The 16036-nt window shown below is 65.7% G+C and carries 17 protein-coding genes and 1 pseudogene; 14 read left to right on the top strand and 4 right to left on the bottom strand.

The genetic code is table 11. The features are described from left to right. Nucleotides 1-62: 62 nt before the first annotated feature. Complete coding sequence (locus PAM7066_RS05825; protein ID WP_085853301.1) at nucleotides 63-833, bottom strand: ion transporter; 771 nt, start codon at nucleotides 831-833, stop codon at nucleotides 63-65. Nucleotides 834-1047: 214 nt separating this feature from the next. On the opposite strand from PAM7066_RS05825, the gene PAM7066_RS05820 reads away from it, so the two are divergent. The 4 genes from PAM7066_RS05820 (at nucleotide 1048) to PAM7066_RS05805 (ending at nucleotide 6018) form a co-directional block, all read left to right on the top strand. Beyond that, nucleotides 1048-2046 carry an iron ABC transporter substrate-binding protein gene (locus PAM7066_RS05820; RefSeq protein WP_085853189.1) on the top strand — a complete coding sequence of 333 codons (999 nt, stop codon included), beginning with the start codon at nucleotides 1048-1050 and terminating at the stop codon, nucleotides 2044-2046. Continuing rightward, nucleotides 2043-3626, top strand: coding sequence for an ABC transporter permease (locus tag PAM7066_RS05815; RefSeq protein WP_245749584.1), 1584 nt, complete (start codon nucleotides 2043-2045; stop codon nucleotides 3624-3626). The genes PAM7066_RS05820 and PAM7066_RS05815 overlap by 4 nt, the downstream gene beginning before the upstream one ends. Next, the gene (locus PAM7066_RS05810; RefSeq protein ID WP_085853188.1) at nucleotides 3619-4671 is read left to right on the top strand and encodes an ABC transporter ATP-binding protein; all 1053 of its coding nucleotides are present in this window, start codon (nucleotides 3619-3621) and stop codon (nucleotides 4669-4671) included. The genes PAM7066_RS05815 and PAM7066_RS05810 overlap by 8 nt, the downstream gene beginning before the upstream one ends. Nucleotides 4672-5010: 339 nt before the next feature. After that, nucleotides 5011-6018: a TerC family protein gene (locus PAM7066_RS05805; RefSeq protein WP_085853187.1), complete on the top strand. Its 1008-nt coding sequence runs from the start codon at nucleotides 5011-5013 to the stop codon at nucleotides 6016-6018. A 498-nt stretch (nucleotides 6019-6516) separates the two neighbouring features. Here the strand turns inward: PAM7066_RS05805 and PAM7066_RS05800 are convergent, their stop codons facing one another. From PAM7066_RS05800 to PAM7066_RS05790, 3 genes are read right to left on the bottom strand one after another with little or no spacing between them, the layout of a single operon-like run. Next, complete coding sequence (locus PAM7066_RS05800) at nucleotides 6517-7005, bottom strand: RidA family protein (protein ID WP_090928730.1); 489 nt, start codon at nucleotides 7003-7005, stop codon at nucleotides 6517-6519. After that, nucleotides 7005-7460 carry a c-type cytochrome gene (locus PAM7066_RS05795; RefSeq protein ID WP_217639917.1) on the bottom strand — a complete coding sequence of 152 codons (456 nt, stop codon included), beginning with the start codon at nucleotides 7458-7460 and terminating at the stop codon, nucleotides 7005-7007. Before PAM7066_RS05795 ends, PAM7066_RS05800 begins: the two co-directional genes overlap by 1 nt. A gap of 5 nt (nucleotides 7461-7465) precedes the next feature. Beyond that, nucleotides 7466-9007: a flavin monoamine oxidase family protein gene (locus PAM7066_RS05790; protein ID WP_370738080.1), complete on the bottom strand. Its 1542-nt coding sequence runs from the start codon at nucleotides 9005-9007 to the stop codon at nucleotides 7466-7468. Between the two features lie 434 nt (nucleotides 9008-9441). Between PAM7066_RS05790 and PAM7066_RS05785 the strand changes: the two genes are divergently transcribed. From PAM7066_RS05785 to PAM7066_RS19625, 10 genes and pseudogenes are all read left to right on the top strand, one after another. Beyond that, nucleotides 9442-9894, top strand: a complete 453-nt coding sequence (locus tag PAM7066_RS05785; protein ID WP_085853183.1) for a (2Fe-2S)-binding protein — start codon at nucleotides 9442-9444, stop codon at nucleotides 9892-9894. 13 nt (nucleotides 9895-9907) lie between these two features. Next, entirely contained in the window at nucleotides 9908-12085 is a 2178-nt protein-coding gene (locus PAM7066_RS05780) for a xanthine dehydrogenase family protein molybdopterin-binding subunit (protein WP_085853182.1), read from the top strand. 227 nt (nucleotides 12086-12312) lie between these two features. Further along, on the top strand, nucleotides 12313-12435 hold the full coding sequence (locus PAM7066_RS19530; RefSeq protein WP_276326058.1) for a hypothetical protein: 123 nt from the start codon (nucleotides 12313-12315) through the stop codon (nucleotides 12433-12435). Then, nucleotides 12432-13685, top strand: a complete 1254-nt coding sequence (locus PAM7066_RS05770) for an NAD(P)/FAD-dependent oxidoreductase (protein WP_085853180.1) — start codon at nucleotides 12432-12434, stop codon at nucleotides 13683-13685. Before PAM7066_RS19530 ends, PAM7066_RS05770 begins: the two co-directional genes overlap by 4 nt. A gap of 4 nt (nucleotides 13686-13689) precedes the next feature. Beyond that, nucleotides 13690-14085 carry a sulfur oxidation c-type cytochrome SoxX gene (gene soxX, locus PAM7066_RS05765; RefSeq protein ID WP_217639918.1) on the top strand — a complete coding sequence of 132 codons (396 nt, stop codon included), beginning with the start codon at nucleotides 13690-13692 and terminating at the stop codon, nucleotides 14083-14085. Further along, a complete protein-coding gene (locus tag PAM7066_RS05760) occupies nucleotides 14082-14528 on the top strand; it encodes a thiosulfate oxidation carrier protein SoxY (protein WP_085853178.1) in 447 nt (148 codons plus the stop codon). Before soxX ends, PAM7066_RS05760 begins: the two co-directional genes overlap by 4 nt. Beyond that, nucleotides 14529-14846: a thiosulfate oxidation carrier complex protein SoxZ gene (soxZ, locus tag PAM7066_RS05755; protein WP_085853177.1), complete on the top strand. Its 318-nt coding sequence runs from the start codon at nucleotides 14529-14531 to the stop codon at nucleotides 14844-14846. Beyond that, nucleotides 14843-15595, top strand: a complete 753-nt coding sequence (soxA, locus tag PAM7066_RS05750; protein WP_085853176.1) for a sulfur oxidation c-type cytochrome SoxA — start codon at nucleotides 14843-14845, stop codon at nucleotides 15593-15595. Before soxZ ends, soxA begins: the two co-directional genes overlap by 4 nt. Before the next feature lie 32 nt (nucleotides 15596-15627). Then, nucleotides 15628-15990 carry an SDR family NAD(P)-dependent oxidoreductase gene (locus tag PAM7066_RS19525; RefSeq protein ID WP_175484559.1) on the top strand — a complete coding sequence of 121 codons (363 nt, stop codon included), beginning with the start codon at nucleotides 15628-15630 and terminating at the stop codon, nucleotides 15988-15990. Continuing rightward, nucleotides 15987-16034, top strand: a pseudogene (locus tag PAM7066_RS19625) (hypothetical protein); the annotation flags it as partial. The gene PAM7066_RS19525 and the pseudogene PAM7066_RS19625, both read left to right, overlap by 4 nt. Between the last annotated feature and the right edge of the window lie 2 nt (nucleotides 16035-16036).

Here is a 16036-nt window from a genome sequence, read left to right as displayed (position 1 = left end):
CATCTGGCGACAGTGCCGCAGCCAGAGGTCGAGCCCGTTTCAACAGAGTCGGGCGAGGAACGTCAGCGTTCGCTGAGCCGCTTCTCGATGGCAGCAAGTCGGGTCAGGATCTCGTCGCGATAGGCGTCCGTGGCCGCCACGCTTTCTTCCTCGTGTGCCGATTGCATCGAGTTCACGATCAGGCCGACGATCAGGTTCGTCACCGCGAAGGTCGTGATCAGGATGAAAGGCACGAAGAAGGCCCAGGCGGCCGGATATGTTTCCATCACCGGGCGAACGATGCCCATGGACCAGCTTTCCAGGGTCATGATCTGAAACAGGGTATAGGCAGAGCTGCCGAGGTCGCCGAACCATTCGTGGAATGCGTCCCCGAACAGCTTCGTCGCGATCACGGCGCCGATGTAGAAGATCAGGGACAACAACAGGAAGACGCTGGCCATGCCGGGAAGCGCAGTCAGGAAGCCTTCGACCACGCGCCTCAGACTTGGCGCCACCGAGACGACCCGCAGGACTCGCAGGATGCGCAGCGCGCGCAAGACCGACAGCCCGTCCGTGGTGGGTGCCAGGGCAATCGCCACCACCGCCAAGTCGAAGAGGTTCCACCCGCTGCGGAAGAACCTTGGCCCCAGGGCGTAGAGCTTCGTCGCCAGCTCGAGCACGAAAACGGCCAGACAGATCCGGTCGATGGCCAGAATGAGACCGCCAACCTCGGCCATGACGGCATCGGAAGTCTCCAGGCCAAGCGTCACCGCGTTCACAAGGATGATGCCGGTGATCGTATGGCGCGTGATGCTACGGTCTAGGAAGGCGGCAAGGCGGTCGCGGTGGGTCATGGGGCTCTCGAGAAAGCGGCTCGGCATTTGACGACGATGGCGCGCGCCGTCAACCGGACGCCTTGCCACGCTCACAATACTTGACCGTTTTAATATGAAACCGTATGAGGAGTGACAGCTGCGCCAATCCATGGCGCGATCGAGATGATGTCACTTCGCGCGGGGCCCACACCCATCCTTCGGGCGCGCGTGCTCACACTGAAAGCGACCTGATATGCCCACAACACGCCTCTCCTCTCCTCTGCTGACCGCCGCAGTGCTGGCTGGTCTCGGTACTCCCGTCGTTGCGCAGGACCTCGTCCTCTATTCGGGACGCGGTGAATCCCTCGTGGCGCCGCTTATCGAAATGTTCGAGGAACAGTCGGGTGCCGATGTCGAAGTGCGTTATGGTGGCACTGCCGAACTCGCCGTCCTGCTTCAGGAAGAGGGCGAGGCCAGTCCCGCCGACGTGTTCTGGGCGCAGGATCCCGGTGCGTTGGGTGCCGTCGGCGACATGTTCGCGCCTCTCCCCGAAGACATCCTGAACCGCGTGCCGGAGGGACTGCGCGACGACCAGGGCCGCTGGGTCGCCGCCTCGGGCCGCGCCCGCCTCTTCGTCTATTCGCCCGATCGGGTGAGCGACGACGAGATGCCGGCCTCGATCACCGACCTGACGGGGGACGCCTATGCGGGCCGCGTCGGCTGGGCGCCCACCAACGGTTCGTTCCAGGCCCACCTGACGGCCATTCGCGAAGAGCTCGGAGAGGACGAGACCCGCGCCTGGCTCGACGGAATGGTCGAGAACGACACGCAGGCCTACTCGAACAACTCGTCGCAGGTCCAGGCGATCGCCGACGGAGAGATCGACTTCGGCCTCGTCAACCACTACTACCTGCTGCGCAGCAAGGAAGCCGACCCGAACTTCCCGGTCGACCAGGCGCTTTTCGAAGATGGCGACATCGGCAACCTGCTCATGGCCGCGGGTGTCGGGGTGCTGCAATCCTCTGACGATCAGGAGCTCGCACAGCAATTCGTGTCCTTCCTGCTTTCGGACGAGGCGCAGGCCTACTTCTCGGAAGACAATCATGAATACGCGGTGGTCGAGGGCGCGGGCAGCGGCAATCAGGAACCGAGCTTCGAAGAGGTGCGCGAGGCCGCGCCGGACGTCGACCTCAACACGCTCGACGATCTCGAAGGCACGCTGAACCTGCTCCGAGACGCCGGACTGCTTTGACAGCGCAGATCAAGGGCGGCCGCAGGCGCGCGCCGCCCGCCATCCTCACCGCACCTGCCATCCTGGTGGGTGCGGCGATGATAATCCCCGTATTCTACCTGCTTCTGCGTGCGACCGAGGGCGACCCCGCCACGGTCGTTTCTCTCGTTGTGAGGGGGCGGACGGCGGAGTTGATGGCCAACACTGCCGCACTCGTCGCGGGGGTACTGGCGCTGACCACGCTGATCGCGGGTCCGCTGGCGTGGCTGACGACCCGCACCGCGCTCGCGGGCCGCGGGCTGGCGACTCTGCTCGTCACGCTCCCCCTGGCGGTCCCCGGCTACGTCATGGCGTATTCGCTGATCGGCATGTCGGGCCATTACGGATTCATGAACCAGGTATTCGGTTGGAGCCTGCCGCGCCCGGAGGGCTGGCTGGGAGCGACCCTGGCACTTGGCCTTTACACCTTTCCATACGTATTCCTGAACCTGCGCGTCGCTCTTTCCACCCTCGACCCGAGCCTGGAGGAAAGCGCTCGCGCCCTCGGCTGCACCCCCCGCCAGGTCTTCACCCGCGTGACGCTGCCCCATCTCCGGCCGTCGCTGTTCGCCTCGTGGCTCGTCGTCGGCCTCTACACGATCGGGGATTTCGGGGCGGTCGCGCTCATGCGCTACGAGGTCTTCTCATACGCGCTCTACACCCAGTACGTCGCCGCCTACGACAGGATCTACGCCGCCTGGATCGCCCTGATCCTCGTGGCAATCGCGGTTTCGGTCATCTGGTGGGAAGGCCGGCTGCGCGAGGGCACCCACTATGCGCGTACCGGAGTCGGCACAGGCGCCGCGCGGCGCCTGGTGGAACTCGGGCCTGCGGGACAGGTCGCAGCCTGGGGTTTCGTCACGCTGGTGGCGCTGGCGGCCGTCGGCCTGCCCATCGCCGTGCTGGCCTTCTGGCTGAGCGCGGAACCAGTCCTCCCGTCGCTGCCCGTCCTCGGCCGCGCCTTCTGGCAGTCGGTGTCGGTGGCAGTCCCGTCGGCGATACTGGCGGCCATGCTCGCGCTGCCGGTGGCGGTGCTGGCGGTTCGATACCCTTCGCCGCTATCGCGGCTGATCAATCGGCTGGCCTTCGTCGGCTACGCGGTGCCGCCGATCGCTTTCGCCCTGGCCTTCGTGTTCCTGTCGCTGTCGACGGCACGCTTTCTCTACCAGTCGCACATCCTGTTGATCCTTGCCTATTCCCTGGCGTTTCTCGCGCTCGCGCTCGGACCGATCCGGTCGGCCCTCTACCTCGCGCGCCCGAGCCTCGAAGAGGCCGCGCGCTCCCTTGGCTATCGGCCGTTGGGCGTCTTGCGGCATGTCACGTTTCCGTTGATCCGCCGCAGCCTGATCAGCGGCATGGTGCTGGTCTTCGTCATCGCGATGAAAGAGCTGCCGATCGCGTTCCTGCTGGCGCCGACAGGGTTCCGCTCTCTCGCGATCACCATGTTCAGCCGCACCTCCGAAGGGATGCTGGTGGATGCCGCGCCCTACGCCGCGGCCATCATCCTGTTCTCGGGGCTTTTCGTCGGGGTCGTTCTCAGGCAGGAGGGCAGACATGACTGACGATCACCCGGCGACGGCCGCCCGTCCGCTGCTCTCGGTTCACCACCTCGTGCGCCACTTTCCCACGGCCGCGGGCGCCGCAGTCAACGGCGCCTCGTTCGACGTGGCCGAAGGAGAGATCGTGGCCCTTCTTGGCCCCTCCGGCTGCGGCAAGACGACGACGCTCCGCCTGGTCGGCGGGTTCGAGAGGCCGGATAGCGGCACGGTCCTCTTGCGCGGACGCGATATCACCGCGCTTGCGCCCGAGCGGCGTGGCATCGGGTTCGTCTTTCAGGACTACGCCTTGTTTCCGCACCTTTCGGTGGCCGCGAATGTCGGTTTCGGCCTGCGCGGCCGCCCCGCGTCTGAGGTGCGCGCGCGCGTTGCCGAGATGCTCGAGATGGTAGGGCTCGCGAACCTTGCTGACCGGATGCCGCATCAGCTGTCGGGCGGTCAGCAGCAGCGCGTGGCCCTGGCGCGAACGCTGGCGCTCGCTCCGCCGCTGGTGCTGCTCGACGAGCCGTTCTCAAACCTCGACGCGGCGATGCGGCTGGAGACGCGGCAGGAGGTCCGTGCCCTGCTCAAGCGTGCCGGGTCGGCCGCCATCCTCGTCACTCACGACCAGGAGGAGGCGCTGGCCCTGGCGGACCGCGTCGCGGTCATGCAAGCTGGCCAGATCCTGCAGATCGACGCCCCCGCCGCAGTGTACCGGAGCCCCACATCCGAATTCGTGGCCGGTTTCCTCGGGCGCTCCAACATCCTCGAGGGTGAGGCGCGCGGTAACTGGGCCGAGACGCCGCTCGGTCGCGTGGGGATCGATCGCTCGGCCGAAGGGCACGTCCGGCTTGCCGTCCGACCCGAACAAATCTCGCTGAGCGCGGCCGAGGGCGCAGGCGGGAATGGCGTGATCACGGGCCGCGAGTTCCGGGGTCACGACCAGGTTTACTGGGTGCGGACGGCGGATATCGACGTGATGGCCCTGATCGGTCCCAACGACATATACCCGATCGGCACGCGGGTGCGCCTTGCCACGTCCGAGCCGGTCGTATTGCTCGGCAGAGGCTGACCCTTCAGTAGCATCCGAACAGTCACCGCTGATCAGCCAAGTCGCAACGCGGCTGAGACTGGTAACGCGAGCGGCCCCGAGCAGGCCTTCGAGAGCTTTCGAAGCTATGCAGCGTCGCTTTCGGGCAGGGTCGTTCACGCCGCCTCTGCTGCAGCCTCACATTATTTTCGGCGACCACTTGAAGCGCGTCCCGGCATCCCGATTTCTATCGCGCGGACCGGGCCCCTCTGACGATGGCTACCCCCTCGTGATGTCGGACCGCACCGGGCACGCCCGGCGTCGCGATCGCAATTCCGCGCCCGTGACCTCCCGTGCGTGCGGTGCTTAGAGGTCCATATCGTGGAATTCCTTCTTCTGCTCTTTCTGGGCAAGCCGCTCTGGATGTGGCTGGTCTTTCTTGTCCTGGTCATCGGCCTTCTCGCCTTCGACCTGGGCGTCCTGCACCGCGACGATCACGAGATCGGCGTGGCCGAAAGCCTGCGCATGTCGGCGATGTACATCGCGCTTGGCCTGTCCTTCGCGGGGTTCATCTGGTGGCAGATGGATGCCGAGGCGACGGCACAATACCTGACCGCCTTCGTCGTGGAAAAGACCTTGGCGATGGACAATATCTTCGTCATCGCGCTGATCTTCGGGTTCTTCGCGATCCCGCGGGAATACCAGCACCGGGTCCTGTTCTGGGGCATCCTGGGCGTGATCGTCCTGCGTGGGATCATGATCGGGCTGGGCGCGACCATCGTCGACCAGTACCACTGGGTCCTCTACGTCTTCGCGGCCTTCCTGGTCTTCACCGGGATCAAGATGCTCTTCGTCTCGCACGACGCGGAGCCTGACCTCGACGACAACCGGATCCTGAAGTTTCTCAAGCGCCGCATGAATGTGACCGATGGGCTGCGCGGCCAGGCCTTCTTCGTCCGTGAGCCGAACCCGACGACCGGCAGGATCACGCGCTACGCGACCCCGCTCTTCCTTGCCCTCGTCCTGATCGAGATCGCCGATCTGGTCTTCGCGGTGGACTCGGTGCCGGCCGTGTTCACGATCACCACCGATCCCTACCTCGTGTACACGTCGAACATCTTCGCGATCCTCGGGCTTCGCGCGCTCTACTTCGCGCTGGCCGCGATCCTGCACCGCTTCGCCTACCTGAAATACGCGCTGTCGGTCCTGTTGATCTTCATCGGCTCCAAGATCTTCGTGGCCGATCTGATGGGCTGGGAGAAGTTCCCGCCCTCCTGGTCGCTCGGCATCACCTTCGCGATCCTGGGTGCCGGCGTCGCATTCTCGCTCTGGAAGACGGGTGGAGGGGGCGGATCGGCCGCCACCCTGTCGAAAGGCGCGGCGGGATGACGCAATCCGCGGCATCACGAAACTTCCACCCTTCTGGAGACACGACGTGTCCTCACCGAACCTCGAACGCGGCCTCACTGTTCCTCATGGGCCCGAGCCGCTGCCCCAAGCCGCCAACCACCCCCACAGCCCCGCGGCGGCGATAGCCGCGGAACCCTGGGGGTCGCAATCCGCCGAGCCTGCGCACCGCTCCAAGCAGCAGCCCGCCGACGCAGCCTGCACAAGTTGCGGAACTTCCATCCCGGGGTTCGAGACCGAATGCGCCTTCTGCCAGCGGCAGAAGGCGGCGGGATCGGGGTCAGGCGGGACTCTGCTGCACTGGGTGGTTCTGGCGATCACGATGAGCGTACTGTTCGGCGGAGGATATCTCCTGTCCCAGTAGGCGATGCGGCGGCGGGAAGGCCGCCGCCGCCCTCGGGATTCAGGTATCTCCCGGTTTCATCTCCAAGCGCCGGCGTCCTGTGTTCCCATGTCGCCCCACCGGTCATTGCGTCGGGGCTAGCGCACCGCGACAACCTCGATCTCGACAAGCCATGACGGGTTCGCCAGCCCTGCCACTTCGAAGACGGAACGGGTGGGCAGGTTCGGCTGCTCGTCCGTCCCGAAATACTGGGTATAGCTGTCCATGAAGCCGGCAAAATCCATGCCATCCGCGCCCTCGGGCGCGACGAGATAGACCTGCATCTTGATGACGTCGCCCATGTCCAGATCCAGGCTTTCGAGCTTCGATTGGATTGAGGCGAGCGTCGTTTCAGTCTGGGTCGCCGTATCGCCGAAGCGTTCGGCCGAGCCTTCCTCGGCGCTGTCGTCGGCGACCTGCGGGACGGTGCCGCTCAGGTAGACCAGCGTCGCGTCGGCGGGAACCTCGACGGCCTGCAGGATCGGGAAGTCGCTGTTCGGGATCGGGTGGCGCGTGACCTCGGAGGATTGCGCGTGAAGAGCAGGGGCGAAGGCTGCGAAGGCGAGTGCCGTCAGGATGGTGCGCATCAGTGTTCTCCGGTCGTGGCGTCGGGATCCGCGGGACGGGCCGTCTGCACGGCCTCGATCGTGGCGTCGGGCTCGTAATCGTTGCCGAAGCTCGTCTGGATGTATTCGGTCACGGCGACGACCTGCTCGTCGGACATCACCGGCCCCAGTGGGGGCATGTTCCCCTGACCGTTGACGATGATGTAGATGGGGTATGACGCGAATTCGAGGTTCGGGTTACCGGCGAGGGCAGGGTAATTTCCTGCTCCGACCGCGCCCTGACCGTCGGGCATGTGGCAGCCCGCGCAGACGGCGCCATAGACCTCGTGCCCTTCTTCACCCGTTATCGTGTCATCGGCGAAAAGGTCGGTCGGCTGGCGGTCCGCGGCCATGGTCTCGGCGCGGCCGGAATCGTCCTGGGCAAGGGCCGGGAGGGCAAGAAGGATCGCCGCGGCGGTAGTGAGGGACTGTTTCATCTGTCTCATCCGTTCAGAACCTTATCATGAAGCCGCGAGATCGCGTCGAGCGACGACAGGATCGCGCCCTCCTGCCACGCGGGCAGGTCGGACAAATGCTCGCCCGCGCACACGACGCGACGATCGATCGCCACGGCCTGCTCGTAGTCGCGCTCCTTGTTCTGCCAGATGCCCGAGCAACCCAGCGTCCAGGGCACCTTGTGCCACGATACGGTAACGCCCGTCTTGAACTCGTCACGATACTGCGGGTGGATCCGCGCGCCGTATTCCAGCGCGACCTCGATGCGTTCGGCGGGACTCATCGCGTTGAATTCAAAGCTGTTCGCGCCGCGCCAGGTATAGCCCCCCAGAAGCACGGCCGGCCCCGGAGAGAGATACCCGTTGGACGGATAGCTGATCTGGGTGATCGGCAGGTCGGTATAGCTGATCCCGCCATAGATATGCTCGTCCTCTTCCCAGAAGCGGCGGTTGAACTCGAGGCCCCACTTCACCGAGCCGTTGTAGAACATCGTGTCGATGACGGAGGACAACTCGCCCGACAGGTTGTGCTCGATCTGGCCAAGGACCGAGAAGGGGATCGTGCAGACGCACCAGTCCGCGGTCGAGGTGCGCTGGCCGCCATTCGCCGTGTCTTCCCACGTCACGGTCACGCCGGAATCATCCTGCTGGAGCGAGGTGACCTTGGCGTTGTAGGTTATGAGATCGCCGACCTCGCGCGCGAACCCTTCGGCGATCGCGTCCATGCCGCCCACCGGCTGGAACATGGTCATCTGGTGGTTCAGCGTCTCGTGCGTCGCGAGCCACGTCCACAACTTTGAATCCAGGATCGTGGACAGGTCTATCGGGGTGGACGGAATCGCCTGGGCGGTCATGCCGCCACCGGGGCCCTTCTCGTATCCGCGATAGTAGCTGGTATCGAGGCTTTCGACATATCCGTAGTTATCGTTCAGCACGCCGACGGTCTTCAGACTTTCGAGCAAGGCCTCCTTGTCGTCGGCGCTGATCATGTCGTCGAGCTTGCCTTGATCGACCGCCTTGGCCAGCAGTTCCGAGGTATGGCCTCGATGGTCGGTCGCGATCTCCTTGAGACGCTGCGGCTTGCCGCCGAAGGCATCCGAGCGATGCAGGTAGCTGTTGTAGTTCTTCTGCATGAACGGTTCGAGCTGGACCCCGAGGCGCCGGCAGTAATCCAGCACCGCATGGTGGTGATGCGGGATGCGCCATGGCCCGGGGTTGAGGTAGTTGCCCTCGGCGAAGTCCACTGTCTGGGTGTCGCCGCCAAGCTCGGTATAGGTATCGCCCGACCTGAGGGTCCAGCACCGCCCGCCAGCCTTCTCGCGGAACTCGAGGACTTCGACCTCGTACCCCGCCGCGCGCAGCTCGAGTGCCGCCGTCAGGCCCGCAAGCCCAGCGCCGAGAACGAGGACCTTCGCCCCCTGCGGATCCCCGTCGAGCTGGATCGGCCCCGAATAGGTCGACCCCTGCGCATGCCCCATGGCGGTCATGGCGTGGTACATCGCAGTGCTGCCGGCCGCGGTGCCGATCAACTGCAACAAGTGTCTGCGTGAAATTCCTGTCATTCTTGAACCTCGAAGAAATGCGCTGTGACAGCTGTTTGCGAAGAGGCGGCGCCAGAGGAAAGACGAAGTCGGCAAAGGTGGCGCCGTGACGGCAGATCTGCCCAAACATTGAACGCCTCAAAGTTGTTCGCGTCAACTATGTGGCGAAAGCCGGCCCGAGGACGAAGCGCCGAACGACGCCTCAACTCGGTGGCGAAACGCGAAGGGTCGGCTGGTTGCTGCCGCGCGACGGTCATGCCGCTCGCGCCGGGGGCTTTCGCGCGGAAGGCGGCGCTCGGGCCAGAGTCGGGGGCGCCGTACAACCGAAGCTTGCTTCCGACGGGTTCGGCGGAATAGCGTGACGTATTGGAGTCCACCTGCGGACATTCCGCCTTGGGCACCGGCGCGAGGGAGGAAGCTCAATGCCAACACTAACCGTCAACGGAACGACCCACGAGGTGGATGCGGAGCCCGATACCCCGCTTCTGTGGGTCCTGCGCGAGCAGCTCGGCTTGACCGGCACGAAGTACGGTTGCGGGATCGCCGCGTGTGGTGCGTGCACCGTCCAGATCGAGGGACAGCCTGCGCGGTCCTGTCAAATCCAGCTCCAGGACATAGCCGAAGGTGAAGAGATCACCACGATCGAGGGCCTGTCACCCGACCGATCGCACCCGATCCAGCAGGCCTGGATCGAGCTCGACGTGCCCCAGTGCGGCTATTGCCAATCGGGTCAGATCATGGCGGCGGCTGCACTTCTGCGGGATATTCCCGAACCGACCGACGAGGACATCCGCAGCAGCATGGGCAATCTCTGCCGCTGTGGGACCTACAACCGGATCCGCGCGGGTATCAAGCGCGCCTCCGAACTGACGTGAGGGGGGAGCCATCATGACCGAACAATTCACACTGTCCCGCCGGGGCTTTCTTGCCTCTGCGGCCGCGACCACCGGGGGCCTCGCAATCGGCTTTCCGCTTGGCGCGGGTGCACAGCAGCTTGCCGGGCTGGCCGAGCCAGAGATGAACGCCTGGGTCGTTGTCCAGCCGGACAACACCGTCATCGTCCGCGTGGCGAAGATCGAGATGGGGCAGGGCACGCTCACCGGTCTCGTGCAACTCGTGGCCGAGGAACTCGACGCCGACTGGGAGACCGTCAGCTGGTCCTATCCATCGCCAGGCGAGAACGTCGCGCGTGAAAGGGTCTGGGGGTCCTTCGGGACGTTCGGCAGCCAGGGTATCCGCACCAGCCAGGAAATGGTCCGGCAGGGCGGCGCAGCGGCACGCGCGATGCTCATGCAGGCTGCTGCGAACCGCTGGAATGTCGACGTCGCCGAGCTTTCCGTCGAGCGCGGGGTGATCACCGGCCCCGGCGGCGAAACGCTGACCTATGGCGACGTCGCCGAAGATGCGGCGAAGCTCGATGTGCCAGAGAGCGTGACGCTGAAGGACCCGTCCGAGTGGACGATCGCGGGCCAGTCGCTCCTTCGCCTGGACACGGCCGGGAAGACGGACGGCAGCCTCGTCTACTCCATCGACTTCGCGGTCGACGGCATGGTGAACGCGGCGATCCGCCAGACGCCGGTTCAGGGCGGCACGGTCGCGAGTTTCGACGCGTCGACCGTCGAAGACATGCCCGGGGTCATGCGCGTAATTCAGGTGGACGAGTCGACCGTTGCCGTGGTCGCCGATACCTGGTGGCGGGCAAACAAGGCGGTCGAGGCGCTCGAGATCGAGTGGGACCTGCCGGAAGAGGCTGCGTCGTTCGGGACAGAAGAGCTCGAGGCGATGCTGAACGATGGCCTCGATGCCGACGAGACGTTCGTCGGGAACGAGACGGGCGACGCCGCGCAGGCCCTCCAGGATGCCGCTCAGGTGGTCGAGGCGACCTATTCCTACCCATGGCAGCACCACGTCACCATGGAGCCGATGAACGCGATGGCGCTCGTCACGGATGACAGCTGCACGGTCTGGACCTCTACCCAGAACGCGGAATCCGACCTGGCTGCGGCGTCCGAGGCATCAGGACTCGAGATCGCGCAATGCGATATCCACCGGATGCATCTGGGCGGCGGCTTCGGGCGCCGGGGCGCGTCCTCGACCGACTACACGACCCTCGCGGTCAAGATCGCGATGGAGATGAAGGGCACGCCCGTGAAGGTCATCTGGTCTCGTGAAGAGGACATGACCCACGGCACCTACCATCCGGTGACCAAGGCCAGGCTCCGGGGGGGACTCGACGCCGAGGGCAACCTGACCGGCATGCACATGCGGATCTCGGGGCAGTCGATCTTCGCGGGCCTGATGCCATACGCGCTGGAGGACGGGATGGATCCTCTGGTGTTCCAGGGGCTTCAGCCCGAGGGCGAGGAAGGGCGGTTGGGCTATACCGTCCCGAACCTGCTGATCGACCACGCCATGCGCAACCCGCCCCTGCGGCCCGGCTTCTGGCGCGGGGTGAACAACAACCAGAACTCGTTCTACCTCGAAAGCTTCATCGACGAGCTGGCCCTTGCCGCGGATCGCGACCCGCTCGAATTCCGGCGCTCGATGATGCAGGACCATCCCAAGCATCTCGCCGTGCTGAACAAGGTGGCCGAGGGGATCGGCTGGGAGGAAGGCCCGCCCGAGGGTCGCGCCTACGGGCTTTGTCAGCACATGGGCTACGGCTCGTATGTCGCTGCCGCGGCCGAGGTTTCGGTCGAGAATGACGCGGTGAAGATCCACCGGATCGTCGCGGCGACCGATCCGGGCCACATCGTCAACCCGCAGCAGGTCGAGGCGCAGATCGAGGGGTCCTTCGCGATGGGTCTCTCGGCCTCGATGCTCAGCGAGATCACCGTGGAAGACGGGCGGGTGCAGGAGCAGAATTTCGACACCTATCCCATCATGACCATGTGGGAGATGCCCGACGTCCAGATGCACCTCGTGCCCTCCGGCGGGTTCTGGGGCGGCGTCGGCGAGCCCACGATCTTCGTGGCGACGCCTGCGGTGTTGAACGCGGTTGCCCGGCTCACCGGGAAGCGAGTGCGAGAGCTTCCGCTCTATCGCAGCGGGCTGCGCCTCGCGTGACGCTCTTCGGGGCGGCGCCCGCCGCCCCGACCAAACTCGAGGCTCGGAGATCCGCAATGCGCGCCTGTTTCGCTGCCGCCCTTCTGTGTGTCGCCGGAAGCGTGTCGGCTCAGGACCGGACCGATCCCCGGACGGCTCCGCCCGGGGCGCTCGCCTGTTCCGGCTGCCATGGGGCCGGGTCGGACATTCCCTTGCGCGGTTTGTCCACGGACGAGATCGAAAGCGCGATGCTTGAATTCCGGGACGGCTCGCGGGACGCGACGGTGATGGGGCGGCTGGCAGCAGGGTTCGACACCTCTGAGATTGCGCTGATCGCAGCGTGGATTGCCGCGGAAGGAGGCGACGAATGACCACCGACAGACGCACGCTCCTGAAGGGCCTCGGCGCGACGGCGGCGTTGACACTGCCACATCCCGTGTCGGCGCAGAGCCGGGGGCGAGTTGTCGTCGTTGGCGGCGGTTTCGGTGGGGCGACCGCCGCGCGCTTTCTCGCCCGGATCGGCCACGATGTGACGCTTGTCGAGCGGGACCCGGCCTATGTGACCTGTCCCTTCAGCAATGCGGTCATCGGGGGCTTTTATTCGATGCCCGAGATCACGTTCGACTATGCAGCCCTGGAGGCCGAGGGCGTGCGCCTGGTCACGGGCGCGGCGACCGAGGTCGGCGACGGGGCCGTGACGCTTGACTCCGGCGAGGTGCTTCCCTTCGACCGGCTGCTGCTCTCGCCCGGGGTGGAGATGCGCTTCGACGCGCTGCCGGGCTATACCGAGGCCGCCGCGCAGAAGATGCCGCACGCGTGGAAGGCCGGCCCTCAAACGGCGCTCCTGCAGGCCCAACTGGCGGACATGGAGGACGGCGGACTCGTGGTGATCGCGCCGCCCGCCAATCCCTATCGCTGTCCCCCGGGCCCCTACGAGCGGGCGTCGCTGATCGCGCACTACCTATCCGCCCGAAAGCCGGCATCGAAGATCCTCATTCTCGACGCGAAGGAGGCGTTCTCGAAGCAACCGCTGTTCGAGGAAGCCTGGTCGACCCTCTATCCCGGCATGATCGACTGGATCCCCCCGTCCATGGGCGGCCGGGTGGCAGAGGTCGACCCGACCACCATGACCGTCGTCACCGACTTCGATCGCTACGAGGCGGCCGTCGCAAACATCATCCCGCCGCAACAAGCCGCGACCATCGCGCGAGCGGCCGGCGTCACCGACGAGACGGGATGGTGCCCCGTCTCGGGCGTCACGTTCGAAAGCGATCTCGTGGCAGGCATCCATGTCATCGGTGACGCGTGCTTCGCGGGCGTGATGCCGAAATCGGCCTTCTCCGCGAACGCCCAGGCAAAGGTCGCTGCCGTGGCGATTGACGCGCTGCTCCGAGGGGAGGCCCCGAACTCACCGAAATTGCTCAACACCTGCTACAGCCTTGCTGCGCCCGACTACGCCTTCACGGTGGCGGGAGTTTATGGCGAGGCCGACGGAAAGCTCTTCGAGGTCGAAGGGGCGGGAGGTCTGAGCCCACTTGGAGCGCCGGCTGCGGTCAGGTCGGCGGAAGCGGAATATGCACGGTCATGGTATGCAACGATCACGACGGAAGCTTTCGCTTAGCATCATGCTGGGTTTATGCGCGGCCGGGGCGCCGGCGCAGACTCTGCCGGAGCCACTGACCGAGCAGGCAGGCGATCCGGTGGAGGGGCGGGCCATCGTCACCACGCGCGAGCGGGGGCTCTGCATCCTCTGCCACACGGGACCGTTTCCGGAGGTGGATTTCATGGGCGATCTGGCCCCCGATCTGACCGGCGTCGGCGGACGGTTGTCGGTGCCCGAGCTTCGGCAGCGGATCGTCGACAGCCGCGTCGCGAACCCCGCCACGATCATGCCGCCCTACCACTCCACATCCGGCCTGAGCCGAGTGGGCGAGCCGTGGCAGGGCGCTACCATTCTTTCCGCGCAAGAGGTCGAGGATGTCGTCGCCTTCCTTGCCGCGCTGACGGAGGAGCCGAGATGACGCCGACACGCCGGCAGGCCATCGTGATGAGCCTCGCCCTTCCACTCGTGCTGCGGGTCCGGCCCGCGCTCGCCACGCCCGAAGAGATGCAGGCCGAGATCGACAGGTTCACGGGCGGTGCCGCAATCGTCGAGGCGGGCGTGGAGCTCAAGATCCCGGCCCTCGTGGAGAATGGGAACTCGGTTCCCGTCTCGGTATCTGCCGAGAGTCCGATGACGGATGACGACTTCGTGGAAGAGATCGCGATCTTCAACGAGGTCAATCCGCTGCCCAACACGGTGCGGTTCCGCTTCTCGCCCCGCTCCGGCCGGGCGGAGGCACAGACACGCATCCGCCTCAACGGCTCGCAACACGTCACGGCCATCGCGCGCAAGAGCGACGGCACCTTTCACTCGGCACAGGTGAACGTCATCGTCACCGCGCCGGCCTGTCGGGAGAGTTGAATGTCCGCGCTCGTGAACGTCCCCGAAAGCGCCGCGCCGGGCGAGATTGTGGACATCAAGGTGCTCCTGCAGCACCCGATGGAAACGGGGTTCCGGACCGGGCCCGACGGCAAGCTCGTGCCGCGCAACATCATTCACTCGCTGCGCTGTCTCTATCTCGGTGAGGAAGTCTTCGCCGCCGAGCTGTTTCCGGCCGTCACGGCGAACCCGTTTTTCGCCTTCACCCTCGTGGCCGAGATGACCGGCCAGGTGGAGATCCTGTGGGTCGACGACTCGGAGGAAGAGCACCGCGAGACCCGGACACTCACCGTCGGATGAGCCGCGCCGCACTCCTCGTGTTCGCGCTTGCCATGCCGGCTGTCGCCCAGGACCGGGTGACGGGCTTCGAACAGATGTCGGAAGACCTGCAGGCAATGCAGAACGATCCCGTGGCCAATCCCGGTCTCTTCTGGCTTCTCGACGGCGAGACGCTCTGGAGCGAAGACCCCGGAACCGGCGCGGAGAGCTGTGAAGGATGTCACGGCGACGCCTCGGACAGCATGGCCGCGGTCGCTGCCAGCTATCCGGCATGGGACGAGGAGAGCAGCCGGCCCGTCGACCTCGCCGGCCGCATCAATCTCTGTCGAACCCGGCACCAGGACACCGGTCCGTTCGAGCGTGAGAGCGCCGAGTTGCTCTCGCTTTCCGCGTACGTCACGCACCAGTCGAAAGGCATGCCGATCACGCCTGACGACGATCCCCGGCTCGCCCGATGGCGCGAGCGAGGCGAGGCCCTGTTTTCGACACGGATGGGGCAGCTCAACCTGTCCTGTGCACAATGCCACGACACTCTGGCAGGCGGCCATCTCGGCTCTGCGCTCATCCCCGAGGCGCATCCGACGGGATACCCTCAGTACCGCCTCGAATGGGAGACGATGGGCTCGCTCGCGCGTCGGTTCGACAACTGCTTCTTCGGCGTTCGCGCCGAGCCATTCGGGGCAGGGTCCGAGGCCTACCTCTCCCTCGAGCTTTTCTTGAAGTCGCGCGCAGCCGGCCTCTTGATGGAGTCTCCAGCCATTCGGCCCTGACACCGTTCCGCAGCGCGATCGAGGCCAGGAATGTGCAATCGAACGTCGTTCGCGACCCGGCCCTTCCGCGTCGCATCGGCTCGGCCGGAGAACGAGGGCCAGCCGAGTACCGCTCCTGCCGGGTCCCGACCTTCTGCCATCGAGCGGACGTCGCGATCAATCACCTCCCCGAAGAGCAACCGGACGCGGACGAGGTGATCGCCCTGATCGAGGAGGCCGGCCGTACCGCCGTGGCCCTGCCGGGCGACATCCGCGACGAGAGCTTCTGCCAGCAGTTCGTCTCGGATGCAGTGGATCAGCTTGGCGGCCTCGACATCCTGGTCAACAACGCGGTCTACCAGAATGGCAGCCGTCGATCACCGACATCACGACCGAGCAGTTCGACCGGACGATGAAGACCAACGTCTACGCAATGTTCTGGATCACGAAGGCAGCTTTGCC

It is taken from the genome of Palleronia marisminoris, assembly GCF_900172315.1.
Classification (GTDB): Bacteria; Pseudomonadota; Alphaproteobacteria; order Rhodobacterales; family Rhodobacteraceae; genus Palleronia; species Palleronia marisminoris.
The sequence above is the reverse complement of the archived record's forward strand: the minus strand, read 5'-3'. Positions and strand labels throughout refer to the sequence as shown.

Coding starts and splice junctions, on each gene's coding strand:
- PAM7066_RS05825 (WP_085853301.1), bottom strand. CDS start 833: ATGACCCACCGCGACCGCCTTGCCGCCTTCCTAGACCGTAGCATCACG.
- PAM7066_RS05820 (WP_085853189.1), top strand. CDS start 1,048: ATGCCCACAACACGCCTCTCCTCTCCTCTGCTGACCGCCGCAGTGCTG.
- PAM7066_RS05810 (WP_085853188.1), top strand. CDS start 3,619: ATGACTGACGATCACCCGGCGACGGCCGCCCGTCCGCTGCTCTCGGTT.
- PAM7066_RS05800 (WP_090928730.1), bottom strand. CDS start 7,005: ATGCGCACCATCCTGACGGCACTCGCCTTCGCAGCCTTCGCCCCTGCT.
- PAM7066_RS05795 (WP_217639917.1), bottom strand. CDS start 7,460: ATGAAACAGTCCCTCACTACCGCCGCGGCGATCCTTCTTGCCCTCCCG.
- PAM7066_RS05785 (WP_085853183.1), top strand. CDS start 9,442: ATGCCAACACTAACCGTCAACGGAACGACCCACGAGGTGGATGCGGAG.
- PAM7066_RS05780 (WP_085853182.1), top strand. CDS start 9,908: ATGACCGAACAATTCACACTGTCCCGCCGGGGCTTTCTTGCCTCTGCG.
- PAM7066_RS19530 (WP_276326058.1), top strand. CDS start 12,313: ATGCTTGAATTCCGGGACGGCTCGCGGGACGCGACGGTGATGGGGCGG.
- PAM7066_RS05770 (WP_085853180.1), top strand. CDS start 12,432: ATGACCACCGACAGACGCACGCTCCTGAAGGGCCTCGGCGCGACGGCG.
- soxX (WP_217639918.1), top strand. CDS start 13,690: ATGCTGGGTTTATGCGCGGCCGGGGCGCCGGCGCAGACTCTGCCGGAG.
- PAM7066_RS05760 (WP_085853178.1), top strand. CDS start 14,082: ATGACGCCGACACGCCGGCAGGCCATCGTGATGAGCCTCGCCCTTCCA.
- soxZ (WP_085853177.1), top strand. CDS start 14,529: ATGTCCGCGCTCGTGAACGTCCCCGAAAGCGCCGCGCCGGGCGAGATT.
- soxA (WP_085853176.1), top strand. CDS start 14,843: ATGAGCCGCGCCGCACTCCTCGTGTTCGCGCTTGCCATGCCGGCTGTC.